The organism is Pseudomonas sp. 31 R 17 (assembly GCF_900004915.1).
Lineage (GTDB): Bacteria > Pseudomonadota > Gammaproteobacteria > Pseudomonadales > Pseudomonadaceae > Aquipseudomonas > Aquipseudomonas orientalis_A.
The window spans coordinates 1-16,356 of the sequence record NZ_CVTN01000025.1; the positions used below are offsets into that span (position 1 = coordinate 1).

A 16,356-nucleotide genomic window follows, 5' to 3' on the forward strand; every position below is an offset into this window, starting at 1 on the left:
CAAACCAAGTTGCCGACTCATGCAGGCTTCTTCAATAACTCCAACTTCTTGATTTTTCGTAAGAAAAATCGGGGATCCCTCAGGGTCTGACCCCATTTTTCACCACACAAAAATTAGAAAATATAGCAACTTTTAGTATTATCAGTTTCATATCTCCAAGAAACAATCGTCTCTTTCGGAGATACAAGAACGGAGTATCGACAATCCCTAATCCAAGTAATGTAATAACGCTTTCCACCATTCTCCTCGAGAACACGATCAAACTTTCTATTGTTATTTACAGGAGACCAAAAGGAGTCTCTACACGTACCTGGAGTCCGAGAACAAATTTCATGTACATGAGAATTAAAACTTGATCCGGGCCAAGTATCTCTACTAGATGTCCATGCGGAGTGAGACGGTGCACACCCAGCTAGAAAAATAAAAGCTAAGAATATATGACTACCTTTCCTCACGCTTTTTCTCCATTTCAATGAGCAGAAGAATAGTGGCTTGACCCATTTTTCCATTTCAAGACGCCTGACATGGCCGTCAAAGAGTTATGGGTGTATCTGCTGGCGCACCATTTGATTCGGATGGTAATGGCCAAATCAGCGCTATTAGCTGATTGTCTGCCGCGACAGCTAAGCTTCAAACACAGCCTTCAGCTATGCCTTGCGATGTGCTAGTACGATGCCAATGCACAAGGCGATGGGGCCCAGGATTTACTTAAACTGATCGCCAGGAAACGTGTGGGAAACCGGTCTGGGCGCATTGAGCCTCGTGCCATAAAGCGAAGGCCCAAGCCTTATCCGATGCTGATGCAGAAGCGTTCGGAGGTGGAGGGCCGAGGTGAGGAAAAATGGACACTCGAAGAAGGTTAAGTAAGTGCCATTCAAGTTCTGCTCCTTTTCTCATAGCAACCTCTTCGCATTTTTAATTCAAATAAACTCCACATCATCAATATTTTTTATTAGCAAAAAAATCTATCGAAAGCATAACAATACTAGCTCTAATCTCTAACGGAATCTCTAAAGTTCCTTTACCGTTTAGAGGCATAGCTATTAGCTTGTAACCGTTACCCTCATCACTAACATCGTAACTGAATAACCCCCTCCTAGCCATGGAGGAGAATGATGTTAAGTAGCGCTCACGCTGCACCTGATTGCTAAACTCTGGCAAATTTTTCTCAATGACTACAAACTCAAAACTTTCAGCCAAAGAGTAAAAATAATCATACAATAGTTCATAAGTCGAAATTGACGCGCGTATTGAAAACGGAACAAAACCTCGCCCCCCAGTCGCAAAATGTGCAACAAACCCTTTATGACAAGAAGCAAACCAATCCAAATCATTTATCTCTAAAAACTCATCATCCATATCCATTACTCAGCTCCAAATATGTTTGCGCAAAAATAGGGGTCAGACCATGTTTAGTGCTCCGCCAGAAGAATGGTGGTCTGACCCCATTTTTTGCCCTCATACACAAATTACTTTTCAAATAACGAAAAAGCAAAAAAAGAGACCAAAAAAGTTGACAAATTTACTTTTATAGAACTACCAGCCACTTCTAAAAATTCTCACAAAACCTAAAACACAAAAATAAATACGCCCCTTTTTTTATACGAATAAACCTTCCAACTAGACCGGAGACCTATTTAAGTAACGCTCCTCTAATTTTTCAGCAGACCTAAGAACACTGCCCCTATCATCGGGAAAGAAATCGGCATAAACATCTGCTGCAATTTTCATCAGAGAAACGTAGTCAGGCACTGGGATACTTGAGGTTTCCACTTCGCCCAAAAAGAAATTAACTTCATTAAAATTTTCTGGATCGTCCCAGTCCTGATCAAGAGAGTAAAAGAACCCCTCGCTCACGGAAAAGCCAACCCCTCGCGAAGCATCATAGATAAACGCTGGAAAATTTGTTTTCTTCCTCGTAATGGAAGCCTCTATTAATTCGTAAAGGTCTTCATAATCCAGACCAGTTGAAGCAAATGACTCCTTTAGGCACTTAAGCCAAGCCAAGCTAGCCATTAGTTTGTCCTCGGGGGCATAGTGATAAAGGACTTTGTTATTTCCCCAGTCTTCCTATTACGTGTCACTTGGAAGTGATAGCCATCAACCTTAATAGTAGCTTCTCTCAACGCAGGGTTGAATTTAAACAGCGATTCGGCCTGGACTGCCGCCCGACTGGACATATCAGCCACCTGCTATCCGGCAGAAGCTTTGGATCGTAGGTTGTTTTCGTGGATGTAGACTTATACCCACCCATTAATTCGCCCTTCGTGTTGGTTCTAGGCAACTGATAGCTATACTCAACAAGGCCAGGATAACGAACATCCGTGATTTTGTTGGAGATTTTCGCGCCAGTTATTTTGCAATACCGTGGTCTGACCCCTATTCACGCACAGTGTAGTAACCGGCTGGCTTCTGCGGCAGATCCGATGCGCGATTCTGGAATATAGAGCCGTCGTTTCGATGAGGGAAAGATACACCTGACTTTATCCGATCCAAGGTTGGGCCAAGATCAACTGTGCCTTGGAGAACCTGACCAGTTTTTTGATCAACAACCTTGATGCCATCGATGAAGCGAGTGGTGTCTTTCGCACCAGTCTCCTTTACCGGATGGGCATACGGCATGCCAGCCTCAGCATCCGTCGAGACAGTCGAGGTGTATGGAGCCTTTCTGCGCCCGCCCCTTTTGCACCATCAGCCTTTTAAGCGTTCTAAGAACTCGACCATTGCTAGTGGATCACGCTCCACGAGTTCTTCAATCAAATCTTCCGCTGCCCAATGCAGAATCATGTCACCTCCCCCCCCATCCTTGCAGAGGATGAGATCACTTGACAAAGAAGAGTCAACAACATTGACTTCTCTATCGCTGAGTGCCATCAGGCCACCGTAGCCATCATAAGGAATGACCCAGTAAAAACGCTCGTTCTCTATCCAGTAAATCCCAAACACCTGTACAGGCTCTTCTCGCCCAATTTCTCGAATAATCATATCCACATCACTCAATAGTCCTACCGGGCTGCAGCACAGGGGGGGAGCTGTTGCGGCGTAGTAGTTTTCATATCGTATGCTTTACCGGTTACGGAGTTGCAAAAATAGGGGTCAGACCATGTTTAGTGCTCCGCCAGTGGTCTGCCCCCACTTTTCTGAGACCACTATTCCTAATAACTCGATAAGAATTTACAGCTTAGCCGCCAATCAATAGGTTAAAATAAATAGAATATTTAAAAATAAATCATATTTTTAAAGAGCAACTCTGCTGAACTCAAAAAAATGCAACATCGTGGTCTGCCCCCTATTTCCGCTATTTCCGGTGTGCCTTTTGCACCAACCAAAGAGCCAAAAAATTACGAAACTCTAACGACCTTGACCACGACCTCTGTTGACCGCATCCAGAAGCAGTTCTAGCTCAAGGCCATAACCATTCGGTTCGAAGCTTTCCTCTATTCCATTTATCAAAAATTCATTAGAGATTAACTCACAAAGATCATCCACCTCACTTGATGACAATGAACTATTAAGTAATTTTTCAGCCAGTGCCAGTTGGTGCTCTCCTGCCATAAAGCACAACGCAAATAAAAGCTGCAATTGGGCGCTCGTTAAGAGGCTACTCATTTACCGGTCCCCGCAGCTGATTTTCCCCAACCGGTGACAACTTTACCTTCAGCATTGACCACTATGACTGCATCCGTCCCCGTATACCTAAATGTTGGACCGTACTTTGAAGGGACATATTCAATCTTTAGAGGACTAGACCAAGCTCCACTGAGTGCTGACTGGCTTACACCAATGCCACCATCCCTTCCTGCAAATTGCTCCAATGCGTGATTTGAATAGCTAGTGATCTGTGTAGGTGCCCTTGCTCCGGCCGCCTGCTCAGCAACCATTTGGATCCCTCAGGGTCTGACCCCATTTTTTCCCATTTTCCTTCCAGATCCCGCCGCCGACGATAGCGTCAGATAAAGGGATTTTTCCAGCATCCAATATCCCATCATGCCCAAATTGATTCCGCCCCATGATGAAGCGCTGACTAGCCGGATCGTAAATAAAGTCAATAGGTTTTGAATTGCTCAACCCTTGTACAGCTTTAGAGGACGAATATGCATCACTGACTCCTAAGAAGCCCTTAGCTGGCCCACTGCCATTTGCCGCAGCTTTTGCACCATTAACTCACAGAGGTAAGGATCACCCCCTCACTGATCACTATTTCCTCTGGGATCTCATCATAGACAAAAAGCTCATCACCTAAGTTTAAAATGGATAGGCAAAAACCGTTATCAAACGAGAGAGCAACGCCTATCACTACGTCTTCTGCTAAGGACTGCACAAGCGATGCAGACACTAACCTCCTTCCTACAACATCGGAGAAATAAAGCTCACCAGAAATGCAAAAAATATCTTGCCTACCGTATTCACCTAGATCGCAACTTGAAATCGGATTCAAAGAAAAACAGATAGACGCACCATCAGGTCCGCCATACAGTTTCCCAATTTCAGAATTTTCAAATAGAAGGCCAACCTCTTGAGGGGCAGAATCCCTCTCGGAATAGAAAACATGGAATAGAGCATTTACTGACAGTAGTTTCTTCCCGAGCACCGTTAACAGCCAGGCAATCATAAGTCTAGTAGAGTTCATTACCTGACGCCTCCCTTTAATGCACTCTGTACAGATGGATTCTGAGTTACCCCATCCTTCAGGATAGTAACGAATGTTCCATCAGGCTTGGTAACAACCACATCATTACCCTTAACTCTGAAAAACACATCACCCCGTGCGCCGTTTGCTCCTTGCCCAGCAAAAGTTCCAGGGATTACCTTTTCAGGGTTACTCCCAACGTCATGAATTTTATCGAGTACCACTTTACGATCTGCTGGGCTAGCCGCGTTGCCGCCGAAATCTTCAACGTGCTTACCGAGTTTTTTGCCTAGCTGCTTCGAATCTACCTTAAATGCTGCACCAGCGCCTACGCCACTTGCAGGAATAGATGTGGCACCAGGTTTTGGAAGAAGACCGGACACTTCCCCTTTTGCACCCGTTTTTACACCACCCGCAACAGCCAGCGCCCCGCCACCAAACACACCAAGCGCCGTACCACCGAGAGCAGCATCTCCGCCCGCCACTTCCGCAGCGGCTATTGCAGCCTGGTTGCATGCCAGCGGAGCAAACGCGCACCCCATCAACAGTTCAGGTGTAGCCACTGCCAGCCCGAGAGCACCAGGTATATAGACCCAGCCAGCAACATAATCATGGCCCGGCCCCTCATACCCATCGCTTCTGGCCAAGGATCTGAACGCCTCAGAGATCTCATCAGGTGTCTTGCCTTGCTCGATCATTTCAGCGCCGAGACTGGTCGCAGCAACTCCCCAATTACCGCCCATATGTACGAAATCGTTGTAGCGCTGAGCATTCCCCGCCACCCAACTGGCTGTCTCGGGATCACCATTACCCAGAGCGCCCGCCAACACCCCAATAACTTGAGCGGTGGCCACTTTAAACTGAGGATTCGTAGCAAGCTGAGAATCCAGGTATTTACCAAGATTCTCTGTCGCAATAGTCGTCAATCCTTCCGCAGCAGCCCCTGCAAGTGCGCCTGTTTTAAAATCACCGCCCTTGGCAGATGAAAGTGCTCCGCCCAAGACAGCATGCATGAACACTTTTGAGGCTGTGCCAGGGCTGACGTCCAGATAATCCGCTAAATCACCGACTTGTTTATTTCCAAAAGCGGCGGTGAGATCGAGACCTTCTGAAATGGCCGCAGCACCGAGATTATCTTTTAAACTACCGCCGTTGATCGCAGTGTTAACGCTACCTGTGACCAATGCATGTGTGCTGCTTCGAAGTACGTTCTCACTAACCGTATTCCAATCCAGCATGTTTGAGGAATAGCCTGGGTTGTTGACACCATTGGCATTCAGAATCAAAGGACCGTCGGGATTCCAACCCGCCACAGCGGTATCTATGCCGGCCAAGATACCGCTTGTAACCATCTGGGTTGCATAGCCTTTAATCGCATTTTTATTGGTTGCGGCTTTCAGGCCCGCACCAATGTCTCCGCCGCCATTGATAGTGCCCACAGCAAAGTTGCTGGCCATGGCTCCGGCTAGAGGCCCCAGATAGAAGCTTGCGACAATCGAGATAATCAGCGCGGGTGCAGCACCTAAACCTGAGTGCTTGTAATCCCAACTGTCATGAATCTCCTTCACAACTCGCCAATCAACTTGGCCGTTGGCTTCGGCTTGCTTGATCCACGCTAATTGAGGTTCAGCTTGAACCATCGCATCAATCGTTTGGCTGACTGTTTTTTGATCAATTTGTTTAATGTCGATATTGATCTTGCCAGCAGCACGGATAGCTAACTCACCCTGAGCCACCATCTGTGTCTGACGCAGTGTCTCGTCTGTAGCGCCCTTCCCCTTGGCACTGTTCCACGCCAAGTCGCTCTTGCTCTTCTCATGACTCTCCTGATGCAGATCCTTCACCGCCTCAAACGCCACCGCCCCACCACTGACAATCGCAATATCCCCGCCACTGTCGAGCTTCGCCGCTTGATACTTCTGATCCGCACCACTTTCCAGCGTCAGGTCACCCCCCGTCTTGATCTCGCTCCCGACATTCTTCACATCGGTCACTTCATCCCGCTGGGTCTTCTTGCTGCCCCAATTGCCCTTCTTGCTCATGTCATACAGCGAGTAGTGACTGTCTTGCGCGGCCAGCAGTTGCAGTTCGTTATCGGCATGCACGTACGCTTCGTTGCCTGCGCTGATTTTGCTCGCGACCAGGGTCAGGTCGGTGCCGGCCACGGCGATCAGGTCGCCGCCGGCTTTGAGTTCGGCGCTTTGTTGGGTGACGCTGTCCAGTTGGGTGGTGGTTTTGGTCTGGCCTTTTTTGCCTTTGGAGTAGTCGTGCTGTTCGTTGGTGGCGGCGGCCAGGGTCAGGTTTTCGCCGGCTTTGGCGCTGAGGTCTTTGGCCGCGCTGACGGTGCTGGCGACCACGGCGATGTCGCGTCGGGCGTCGATGGCGAGGTTGCCGCCCACCTCCACGCTGGAGCCGTGTTGCAGCAGGGTTTGTTCAGTGCTTTTGACCCGGCGGCGCTGGTAGGCGGCGCTGTCTTCTTCGGTCTGGCTGGCGATCACTACGTCGCGGCCCGCGGTCACACTGGCGTTGCCGCCCGCTTTCAGCGTGCTGCCTACGTTGAGCACATCCCGGCCGGCGTTAAGCCTCAAGGTATCGGTCGCTTCGAAGCGCGAGGCATCGCTGACCACGTCGTCGCGCAGTTGGAATTGCTCGCCGTCACGCTTGAAGGTGGTGACGGTGCGCTCGTTGATGATGTCGCCGGTCACAGCCGTGGCGCTGATGTCGCGGCCGGTGATGATGCCGCCACGGCTGTTGCGGATCGAGTCGGTGGCGAGCATTTCCAGGCGGTTGCCGGCTTGCATCAGGCCGCTGTTGTCGATGTTGCCCGCGACCATACTCAGGTTGTTGGTGGCGCGCAGGGTGCCGCTGTTGTGCAGGTCGCCACCGCTGATCAGGCTCACGTCCTGGCCCTGGATCAGCGCGCCGTTGGGGGCCAGGCGGTTGTTGGCCTGGGCCAGGTAAAGCACGGGGGTCAGGACTTTCTCGCCGTTGACCTCGGCCTCTTCCATCCAGACGATGTCGTGGGTCAGCGCCGCCACTTGCTCGGCGGTCAGCGACACGCCCAGTTGCAGGTTGAGCGAGTCCTTGTAGGAGATGGCGTTGTCCATCAGGTAGCGGAACAGCGCGTCGTCGCTGGCGAGGCCGTTGATGTAGCGCTGGCCGGTACGCGCCACCACGGCTTCGCGGATCAGGCGCTGCTCGTAGAGGCCGTCGCCCAGGCGCTTCCAGCTGGCGTCGGGGTTGTAGCCGAGTTTGCCGAGCAGGTAGTCGGAACTCATGAACTGCTTGAGGTCAGTGAGCGCCGGGTTGGTTTCGATCAGGTATTTGTGGCTGTTGTCCACCGGGGCAATGTCCGGCACACCCTGTACGCGGGTCACCGAAGGCGCGCGGCTGTCCAGCACCCGCGGGCCCTGGCCAGTGACCGCGCCGCTGACCGGCTGGCCATCGAGGCTGAAGCCGCGCTCTTGCACGGCGCTGTAGTCGAGGGTTTTCTCGCGCTCGGCGGCGCTGACCACTCGCCCGTTCACGCTGAAGTCACCGCCGCCGGTGGCGGTTTTACCCGCTGCGCCGGCCTTTGCGGCCTGGCCGCTGAGGCGGAACAAGCCGTTCTGACTGGTCGGCAAACTGAAGCCAGGCAAGGTCACCGGGTTGACCTGACGCTGGGCCAGGTCCGGCGGCAGTTGCGCAGTGATCGCCGGTTTGACCGTGGAGGCAAACACGTCGGAGTTGGTGTTGCGGTTTTGCGCCGGCGTATTGATATCCGTGGCGTTGGCGCGGATCACGCTGTTGTTGATTTGCTGCGTGGCGTTAACGGTGACGGAACCGGCCGCCTGAATAACAGCGGGGGCAATCACACGTCCAGCGGTGGCGACGACATAACTGGAATCGTTATAGAAGTTACCGATCCCGTCTCTCAGCTTGGCGATGGTCATTTCGCCGGGACGGTAGTCGGCCGAGTTGGGGTTGTTGTAGAGGTTGAACTGATCCCTGCGAGTGATAAACGTGTTGTAGACGCTGTCGTTGCGGGTATAGAACTCCGAGTCGAAGTGGCGATCTTCGCCGCCTGCTGCGCCTGTGTTGTTCAGTACACCGGTATCGATCTGGATATTGCCCGCAGCCGAGATTGAGCTGTAGAGGTTGTCGACGGTTTGCGCGCCAACGGTCAGGCCTGCACCCGATGAGATGTACGCCGTGGGGGAACTGCCGGTGACGACGTCCTCGTAGCGCTCAACCGAGCGGAAGTGCACTTCACAGCCCTTGCCGTCACAGAAGTCGTCGTAGTAGGTGTCGAAGCTGCCCGACACCAGTTTCATTTCGGTGCTGAACTGGTCGCGGCGGTTGCTCAGGGTGTCGGCCAGCAAACGCATGTTGCCGGTGCTTTCCAGGGTGCCGGAGACGTTTTCGATCAGGACGCTGCGCCCGTTGGCATCGTCGCGAGCGATGTCCAGGCCGCCCAGGCTATAGACGTCGCCATAGCGGTTGCTGAAATCATTGACGCGCAACGTCATGTCGTTGCCGCTGAAGACCAGGCCCTTGTCGTTGAGCAGGTGAGTGGCGTTCAGGCGGACCTTTCCAGCGCCGCCCAGGGTGCCGTAGTTGTTCAAGGTGGTGGCGTTGACGGTCAGGTCGCCGATGGCGGTCAGGCGCCCGCGATTGTTGAGGGTGGTGCTGTTGACCTGGGCAAGTGCACCGCCGGCAATGCGTGCGTTATCGCCCAGGTCCATGCGGGCGCTGGTGAGGCTCATGGCGCCCAGGCTGCTGATGCGGCCGTTGCCGCTGTAGCCACCGGTCAGTGTCAGGTTGAGGGTGCCATCGCTGGCCAGCAGGCCTTCGTTGGTCCAGGTGCCGCCGATGCCGGTCAGGCTTTGTGCGCCCAGCAACTGGCCGCTGGCGGTCTGGGTGAACTCGCCGATGTCGAGGTTCAGGCGTGCGGCCTGAATTACGCTGCTGTTGGTCCACTTGGCGGCCGTGATGTCCAGCTGGCCGCTGGTGATGAAGCTGCCGCCGGCACGGGTGACCTGGTCGGACGTCAGGTCGAATGTGCCGCTGCCGGTGTGCACGATGCGCCCGCCGTTGTTGTCCAGGCTGGCCGCTTGCAGGTCGAGCGCTTCGTTGGCGCTTTCCAGCGCACCGAGGCGGTTATCGAACAGCCCCAGTGTGCTGATGCGGGTGGAACCGGTGCGGCCCATGGCCCGCAGCGTGCCGCCCACGTTGCTGATGGTTTGCGCTGTGAGGCCCAGGGTGTCGTCGCTTTCGATCAGGCCAAAGCGGTTGCTCAGGGCGCCTGTCAGGCCGAAGTCGATGGTGCGCGCGCCGACCTTGCCGCCATTGCCGGCAGCCGTGCCCTGGTTATCGAAATCCTGGGCCGTGACCTTGAGCAAGGTGTCGGCATACACACCGCCACCCTGGTTATTCAAGGTGCTGGTGACGATACGGTTTTCACCGCCCAGGGCCGACAGGTGCCCCAGTTGGTTGAGCAAGCCGCCGTTGGCGGTGATGTCCAGCGATTGCGCCTGGGTGATCCCGCTGCCGTTGTCGAACAGGCCGCTGACCAGTTTGATCCAGCCCTTGCTGCTGTTGAGTATGCCGCCGGCGCTGTTGACCACACTGGCCGTCTGCAGGTCCAGGTTGCCAGTGAGGCTGTCGACCCGGCCGCCCTGGTTGTTCAGGTCGCCACTCAGACGTAGCCGGTTATCGACTTGGCTTTGCAGCGTGCCCTTCTGGTTATTCAGGGTACGGGCGGCCAGATCGAGCTTGCCCTTCTGGCTGAAAATCAGGCCGTCCTGCTGGTTGTTGATGTCACCGGCCAACAGCTTGATCACCAGGTCTTTCTGGCTGGCGAGGGTGCCTTTGTCGCGGTTATCCAGATCGTCGGCAAGGGTCAGGTCGAGCCGGTCCTGGCTGACCAGTTGGCCGCCCCGGTTGTCCAGGCTCGACGCGTTGAGCAGCAGGGCTGCGCCACTGGCCAGACGGGCGTTGTTGGCGTTGATCAGCGCACCGCTGAGGGTGCCTTCCAGGGTGCCCTGGCTGATCAGTTGACCCGCGCTGTTGTCCAGGCTTTGGCCAACCAGGGTGATGCTGGCAGCACTGATCTGGCCGCCACGGTTGAGGATTTCGCTCTGGGCATGGTTGAAACCCAGGTGTTGACCGGCGGAAATCAAGCCGCCGTTGCTGTTGTCCAGGCGCCCGGCGACGGTGAGGCTGACATCCGCCTGGCCTGAGATGATCCCTTGATCATTGTTCAGGCTCGCCGCGCTGATGGTTTGCGTGCCCTGACTGACCAGGGCACCTGCCGCGTGGTTATCCAGCGTGCCGGTGAGCGTGGTGAGCAGGGTACCGCTCTTGCTCGACAACGTGCCCTCGGCGCTGTTGTCCAGGCTGCCCCCGACGACCGTCAGGCCATTCCAGCCGGAGATCAAACCCTTGTCAGCGTTGACCACGGCATCCGCTTCGAGACGCAATTGATCGGCACTGAGGATGACCCCGCGATCACCGTTATCAATGCGCTTGGCGGCCACGCTGAACGCCGTCTGGCTGGAGATTTCGCCTTGTTCACGGTTGGTCAGGTTGGCCAGGCGCGCGAAGGTCAACGGTCCATTGGCGCTGATCAAGCCCGCGCTGTTGTCCAGATCGCCGCCTTGCAGGTCGAGGCTCACGGCGCGTTCGCCGATCAAGCGGCCCTGGCGCTGGATCAGCTTCTGGACCGTGAGTTTCAAGTCGCCCTTGGACGAGATTTCTCCGCCCTGGCTTGAGTCCACACGCTGGCCTGCCAGGGTGAGATCGCTTTGGCTATTGATCAGGCCCGCACTGTTGTCGAGATTGGCGACGGTCAGGTTCAAGGCGTGCTGGCTGCCAATCACGCCGCTGCGGTTATCCACGTCAGCTGCGGTGATTGTCAGGCTGCCATCGCTGACCAGTTGCCCGCCCTGGCGGTTATCCAGCGCGCCGGTGTTGAGCGTCTGCAGCGTGCCGGCCGAGAAGCGGCCCTTGTCGCTGTTGTTCAATGAGCCGGAGATTGTAGTCAGCGCAGTGGCAGCAGAAATCAGCCCCTGGTTATGGTTGTCCAGAAGGCCTGTGACCTTCAGGTCCAGCGCGCCACGGCTGGCGAGGGCACCACCGGCCTGGTTGTCCAGGCTATCGGCATCCACCTGCAAGAGGTTCCTGGCTGACAACACACCTTCGACGCTGTTATCCAGCGCCTTGGCGATGCGCACCTGAAGGCTGTCGCCACTGATGACTTTGCCGCCCCGGTTGTTCAGCGCGTCGGCCGTCAACAGGAAGGATTGGGTGCTGGAAATCTCGCCGCCCTGGCTGTTGTCGACGCTGCCCAGGTTGCTCAGCAGCAATTGGCCGGGGGTCGCAATCAGCCCGTGGTCGCGGTTGATCAGTTGCCCATGGTGCAAGTCCAGATCGATGTGGGTATCGCTGACCAACTCGCCACGATCATGTTGGTCCAGCCCGGTCAGGGTGGCCTTGACCGTGGACTTGGCAAAGATCGAACCTTGCTGGCTGTTGTCCAGTTGCCCGGCATTGAGGGTGATGCCGGCGTCACTGCTGATGCTGCCGCGCTGGCTGTTGTCCAACCCCGCGCTGCGCACGTCAACCTGTTGCTTGGCGCTGATCACACCGCCCTGGCTGTTGTTCAGCGCCGCGCTCACCAGGGTGGTCGTGCCATCGGCCAGCAGCTTGCCCGCCTGATTGTTCAGTTGGCCGTCGGTTGTGATCGACAGCGCGTTGGCGGCGGACAGAATGCCGCCCTGTCGGTTGTCCAGCGTGCCAGCCTTCACCGTTAATGCGCCTTCACTGAGCAAGGTGCCTTGGTCATGGTTGAGCAGGTCGCCGGTCAGGTTGATATTCAGGCCTTTCTGGCTGCTGATGCGGCCGCCCAAGCTGTTATCCAGTTGACCGCCGTTCAGTACGAGGCCCTCGCGTCCCGCCAGCAGGCCTTTGCTCTGGTTGAGCAGGCGTTGCACGGTCAGGCTCAAGCCGCTGTCACCAATCACCTTGCCGGCGTTGTTGTTCAACTGGTCGACCACCAGCAGCACCTTGGCCTGGCTGGAGATCTCGCCTTGCTGGTTGAGCACGGTCTGGCTGCGCAAATCAACGCCGTTGGTGGCGGCAATGAGACCGCCGTTGCGGTTGTCCACCGAGGTGCCGGCAAGGCTCAGCACGCCTTCACTGACCAACTCACCCGCTTGCTGGTTGAGCACGCCGATGGTGGCCTGCAGATCGCCCTTGGTACTGATTCGACCGGCGCCGTTTTGCAGATGGTTGGCATTGAGCGTCAACCGGCTATCACTGCTCAGTTGGCCGCCATTGCTGTTGTCGACGCTGCCACCGGTCAGGGTCAATGCCCCATCAGCGATCACCAGGCCGCCCTGGTTGGCCAGGGTATCGCCCTGCAGCGCCAGGGTGGTTTTACTCGATACCAGCCCAGTCTGGGCGTTGTTCAGTTGACCGACCCGAACCTGCTGGGCCCCTTGGCTGACCAGGTTGCCTTGATTGTGATTGTCGAGCAGCCCGGCGATGGTCGCGGTCAGGTTGCCCTGGCTGGCGACGGAGCCCTGGTCGCTGTTATCCAGGCTTGCGGCTTGCACCATCAGCAGGCTGCTGGCGGAGAAAATCCCCAGGCGGTTATCAATGGCGCCGCTGGCGGTCACGTTGAGTTGGCTGCCCAGCAGTTTGCCGGAACGGTTATCCAGCGACGTGGCGCTAAGAGTGGTTTGCTGGGCGGAAATTTCGCCCGCCCGGTTGCTCAACGCCCCGGCCGTTACCTGGGCCTGCTCCTGGCTTGCGACCAAGCCGTTATCGTTGGTCAATTGCCCGGCGTTGAGCGTCAGGTTCTTGAGGCCTATTACTCGGCCGTTGCGGTTATCCAGCGCAGCCGTCACCGTGACGTCGGTGCTGTTATCACTGTGCACCAGGCCAGCCGCTCGGTTATCCAGGCCGGTGGCATTGACCTTGAGCGCGTCGGCCCCCAGAACCCGGCCGCCCCGGTTATCGAACTGGCCTGCGCTGGCCACGGTTTTCACACCGCTCAAGGTGCCACCCTGGTTATCCAGAGTTTGTGCAGCGGCGACCGTCAGGGTGCGACTGGCAACCACGCTTTGGCTGTTTTTCAGGCTCGCCGCCGTCAGGTTGACGTCGCCGTTGGTATTGCGGCTTTCATCGGCATTCACGCCGGCCTCGATGATGCCGTTGTTGATCACCTGCCCGCTGCTGGTCAGGCTGATGCTGTCGCGCGCGGCGAGGCTTTTCTGGTTGCTCAAGCCTGTGGTGGTTTGCGCATCGATTCGGGTACCGGCATACACCGCGCCCGTGGCGTCAAGCTGGTCGGCCTTGATCACCACCGCTTCGCTGGCCTTGGCATTGACCATGCTCAGGCGCCCATTGGCATCAAGCTGGATATCCCCACCACTGGCCGCCAGGGTACCGTCGAGCTTCACGCCCACACCGGCCTCGGTGCCCACCAGTTTGATCGCGCCGGCGTACATGCCGCCCAGGGCCGACGAGTCGATCGCCAGCTCGGGTTTGGCGCTGCCGTCATCGGCGCGGGCGGTGGTTTTCAGGCTTTGTGCATCGACGTCGTTGCGCCCGGCGATGACGTTGAGTTCGCGGGCGTTGATTTGTGCGTTGATCTTGGCCGAGCGGGTGATGATGTCGAAGCGGTCGATGTTGCTGGCGTTCAGGCCTTCGCCATCGATGGTCACCGCGCCGCCATCGACCTGGTAGCTTTTCAGCTGGCCGGTGGGGTCGATGATGGGTTTGCCGGTGGTGAGGGTGACGTTGGGGGTGTTGATGAAGCCGCAACCGGCGCAGGTCACGCCGTACGGGTTGGCCACGATGACCTTGGCCGACTGCCCCGCCACTTCGGTATAACCGCGCAACTGGCTGGCGCTGCCGCCGTTGACTTCGTTGAGGATGACGCTGGCCGCGCCGCCCTTGAGGTTGGGGTTGCCGACAATGATCCCGCCCAGTTGGGTGTTTTGCAGCGCGCCGTTGGCGTTGTTGAGAATCACGCCGTTGAGGCCGACGTTGTACTGCTGAAACTGGTTATGGGACAAGCCTGCGCCGTTGGGCGTGGCGATGTTCACCACCGGCACGCCATTGCCCGCTGCGCCCACCGTGGTACCCGGCGCACTGACCACGATGCCCTCGGCCTGGGCCAGCAGCGGTTGCCAGAACAGCGCATTGGCAAGGATCAGCGCCAGCCCGCGTTTGGGCAGGCCGAAGAACGCGTTTCGCGGCTTCAGGGCGGCGGAAGGTTGGCGGGCCAGGAAGGCAAATTGTCGAACGTCCATTTTCAGTTTCTCGCTGCGGCGCAACGTTGAATTACAGGAACAAATCCAGGCGGAAGTAGATCGGCGCTTCGCGCTCGGTGACGACTCCGGGTCTTTCCAGCGAGTGGGCAAAGGTCACGCTGGTGCTGACGTTCTTGCCTCGGGCGAACAGCTCCAGGGAGTTGCTGGACACGCGGCCATGAACGTTGTCGTTGTAGCGGTCGTTGCGGATCACGCCCTGGTCGTAGCCGACGCTGGCGCCGTATTCGAAGAAGGCCGGACGCATCCAGTCGAGGGTCACCGGGCGCGCCCAGCGCACTTCGTTGCGCCAGTAGCCGCCGCTGTCGCCGGTCAGCAACTGGTCCTTGAAACCGCGCACCGAAGCCGAGCCGCCGAGGCTCATGCGCTGGGGCGAGAACAGCGGGTCTTCACTGCGTTGGCCGGTGGCCAGGCTGCTGAAGCTGAACGACTCGCCCCACAGGCTGAACGGTTGCAGGTAGCTGACGGTGGCGGTGTATTTGCGGTAGCGCGAGTTCGGCTGGCGGCGGCCGAAGGCGTCGCGCTCGTCCTGGGACTGGGCGTCGAGCAGGCCGATACCGTTTTGCATGCCCAGGTCCAGGTTGACGAAGGCCGTGCCGATACGCCGACCGTGGTTGACGCCCAATTGCAGTTCGCTGAGGCGGTTGCTGCTGGGCGCGGTGCGCACGTCGAGGATGTAGTTGTTGGTGCGCAGGTGCGCCAGGCCGACGTTGACCGAGGTCTTGCTCACGTCATCGCGGTGGATCACTCGTTCGGCGCGCAGTTGGTGGTTCTGGTTGTCGCCGTCCTGCTTGTATTTGAAGTCATCGGTCACGCCGAAGGTGCGGTAGTCGCTCTCGCTGTAGGTGTAACTGAAGTTCCACCAGCCCCACGGCACGTTGTAGTAGAGCATGGTGTTTTTCGAGGTTTTCTGGTGGTCGCTGATGGCGTCATGGCCGCCGCGCAGAATCAACTGGTCGCCCAGACCCAGTGGGCTGTCCCACTCAAGGCCGGCGCCCCATTGCTGTTCGCCGGTGCTTTTCTGGCCGTCGTTATTGCGCGACAGGCTGGCGCGCCAGGGCTTTTGCGCGGTGTTCTTGACCACCACGTCGCTGCCGCCGACTTGCTTGCCGGGGGTCAATTCCATTTGCGCTTGTTTGGACGGCAGGCGGTTGAGCTGGTCCACCAGTTGCTCGATTTCGCGCAGGTTCAGCGCTTCGCCGACCTTGCCGGGAAAGGCCATGGCCAATTCGCGTTCGGTCACGGTGCTGCCTTCGGCGCTGCGCAAGGCTTCGAGCTTGCCTTCCACCACCAGCACTTGCAGGTGGCCGGTGGAGAGGTCCTGCTGCGGCAGGTAGGCGCGGCTGGTGACGCGGCCTTTGCCGAGGTAGTAGTCGGTGATGGCCTTGAGCAGGTCGTTGAGCTGGG

At 56.7% G+C, this 16,356-nt stretch carries 8 protein-coding genes and 2 pseudogenes; 1 reads left to right on the forward strand and 9 read right to left on the reverse strand.

From position 1 onward, the window contains the following. Positions 1-512: 512 nt before the first annotated feature. Positions 513-867, forward strand: a pseudogene (locus BFP89_RS29120) (IS4 family transposase); the annotation flags it as partial. 72 nt (positions 868-939) lie between these two features. Here BFP89_RS29120 and BFP89_RS00565 read toward each other — a convergent pair. From BFP89_RS00565 to BFP89_RS00590, 9 genes and pseudogenes are all read right to left on the reverse strand, one after another. Beyond that, complete coding sequence (locus tag BFP89_RS00565) at positions 940-1,365, reverse strand: hypothetical protein (protein WP_065883215.1); 426 nt, start codon at positions 1,363-1,365, stop codon at positions 940-942. A gap of 255 nt (positions 1,366-1,620) precedes the next feature. Further along, positions 1,621-2,016, reverse strand: coding sequence for a hypothetical protein (locus BFP89_RS00570; RefSeq protein ID WP_065883217.1), 396 nt, complete (start codon positions 2,014-2,016; stop codon positions 1,621-1,623). A 363-nt stretch (positions 2,017-2,379) separates the two neighbouring features. Beyond that, complete coding sequence (locus BFP89_RS28155; RefSeq protein ID WP_141689017.1) at positions 2,380-2,622, reverse strand: ribonuclease domain-containing protein; 243 nt, start codon at positions 2,620-2,622, stop codon at positions 2,380-2,382. 69 nt (positions 2,623-2,691) lie between these two features. Continuing rightward, positions 2,692-2,985 (reverse strand): hypothetical protein, encoded by a 294-nt coding sequence (locus BFP89_RS00575; RefSeq protein WP_065883222.1) that lies wholly within the window; start codon positions 2,983-2,985, stop codon positions 2,692-2,694. A gap of 366 nt (positions 2,986-3,351) precedes the next feature. After that, on the reverse strand, positions 3,352-3,609 hold the full coding sequence (locus BFP89_RS28165) for a hypothetical protein (RefSeq protein WP_128875868.1): 258 nt from the start codon (positions 3,607-3,609) through the stop codon (positions 3,352-3,354). Between the two features lie 261 nt (positions 3,610-3,870). Continuing rightward, a pseudogene (locus BFP89_RS26885) lies at positions 3,871-4,143 on the reverse strand (polymorphic toxin type 43 domain-containing protein); the annotation flags it as partial. Between the two features lie 16 nt (positions 4,144-4,159). After that, complete coding sequence (locus BFP89_RS00580; RefSeq protein ID WP_065883224.1) at positions 4,160-4,630, reverse strand: hypothetical protein; 471 nt, start codon at positions 4,628-4,630, stop codon at positions 4,160-4,162. Further along, positions 4,630-14,931 carry a two-partner secretion domain-containing protein gene (locus BFP89_RS00585; protein WP_256097280.1) on the reverse strand — a complete coding sequence of 3,434 codons (10,302 nt, stop codon included), beginning with the start codon at positions 14,929-14,931 and terminating at the stop codon, positions 4,630-4,632. Before BFP89_RS00585 ends, BFP89_RS00580 begins: the two co-directional genes overlap by 1 nt. A 31-nt stretch (positions 14,932-14,962) precedes the next feature. Beyond that, positions 14,963-16,356, reverse strand: a 1,394-nt coding sequence (locus tag BFP89_RS00590; protein ID WP_065883225.1) for a ShlB/FhaC/HecB family hemolysin secretion/activation protein, incomplete at its 5' end; no start/stop codon positions are given.

Bases quoted from the DNA above. Each gene is read 5' to 3' on its own strand.
- BFP89_RS00565 (WP_065883215.1), bottom strand. From the start codon at position 1,365: ATGGATATGGATGATGAGTTTTTAGAGATAAATGATTTGGATTGGTTT.
- BFP89_RS00570 (WP_065883217.1), bottom strand. From the start codon at position 2,016: ATGGCTAGCTTGGCTTGGCTTAAGTGCCTAAAGGAGTCATTTGCTTCA.
- BFP89_RS28155 (WP_141689017.1), bottom strand. From the start codon at position 2,622: ATGCCGTATGCCCATCCGGTAAAGGAGACTGGTGCGAAAGACACCACT.
- BFP89_RS00575 (WP_065883222.1), bottom strand. From the start codon at position 2,985: ATGATTATTCGAGAAATTGGGCGAGAAGAGCCTGTACAGGTGTTTGGG.
- BFP89_RS28165 (WP_128875868.1), bottom strand. From the start codon at position 3,609: ATGAGTAGCCTCTTAACGAGCGCCCAATTGCAGCTTTTATTTGCGTTG.
- BFP89_RS00580 (WP_065883224.1), bottom strand. From the start codon at position 4,630: ATGAACTCTACTAGACTTATGATTGCCTGGCTGTTAACGGTGCTCGGG.
- BFP89_RS00585 (WP_256097280.1), bottom strand. From the start codon at position 14,931: ATGGACGTTCGACAATTTGCCTTCCTGGCCCGCCAACCTTCCGCCGCC.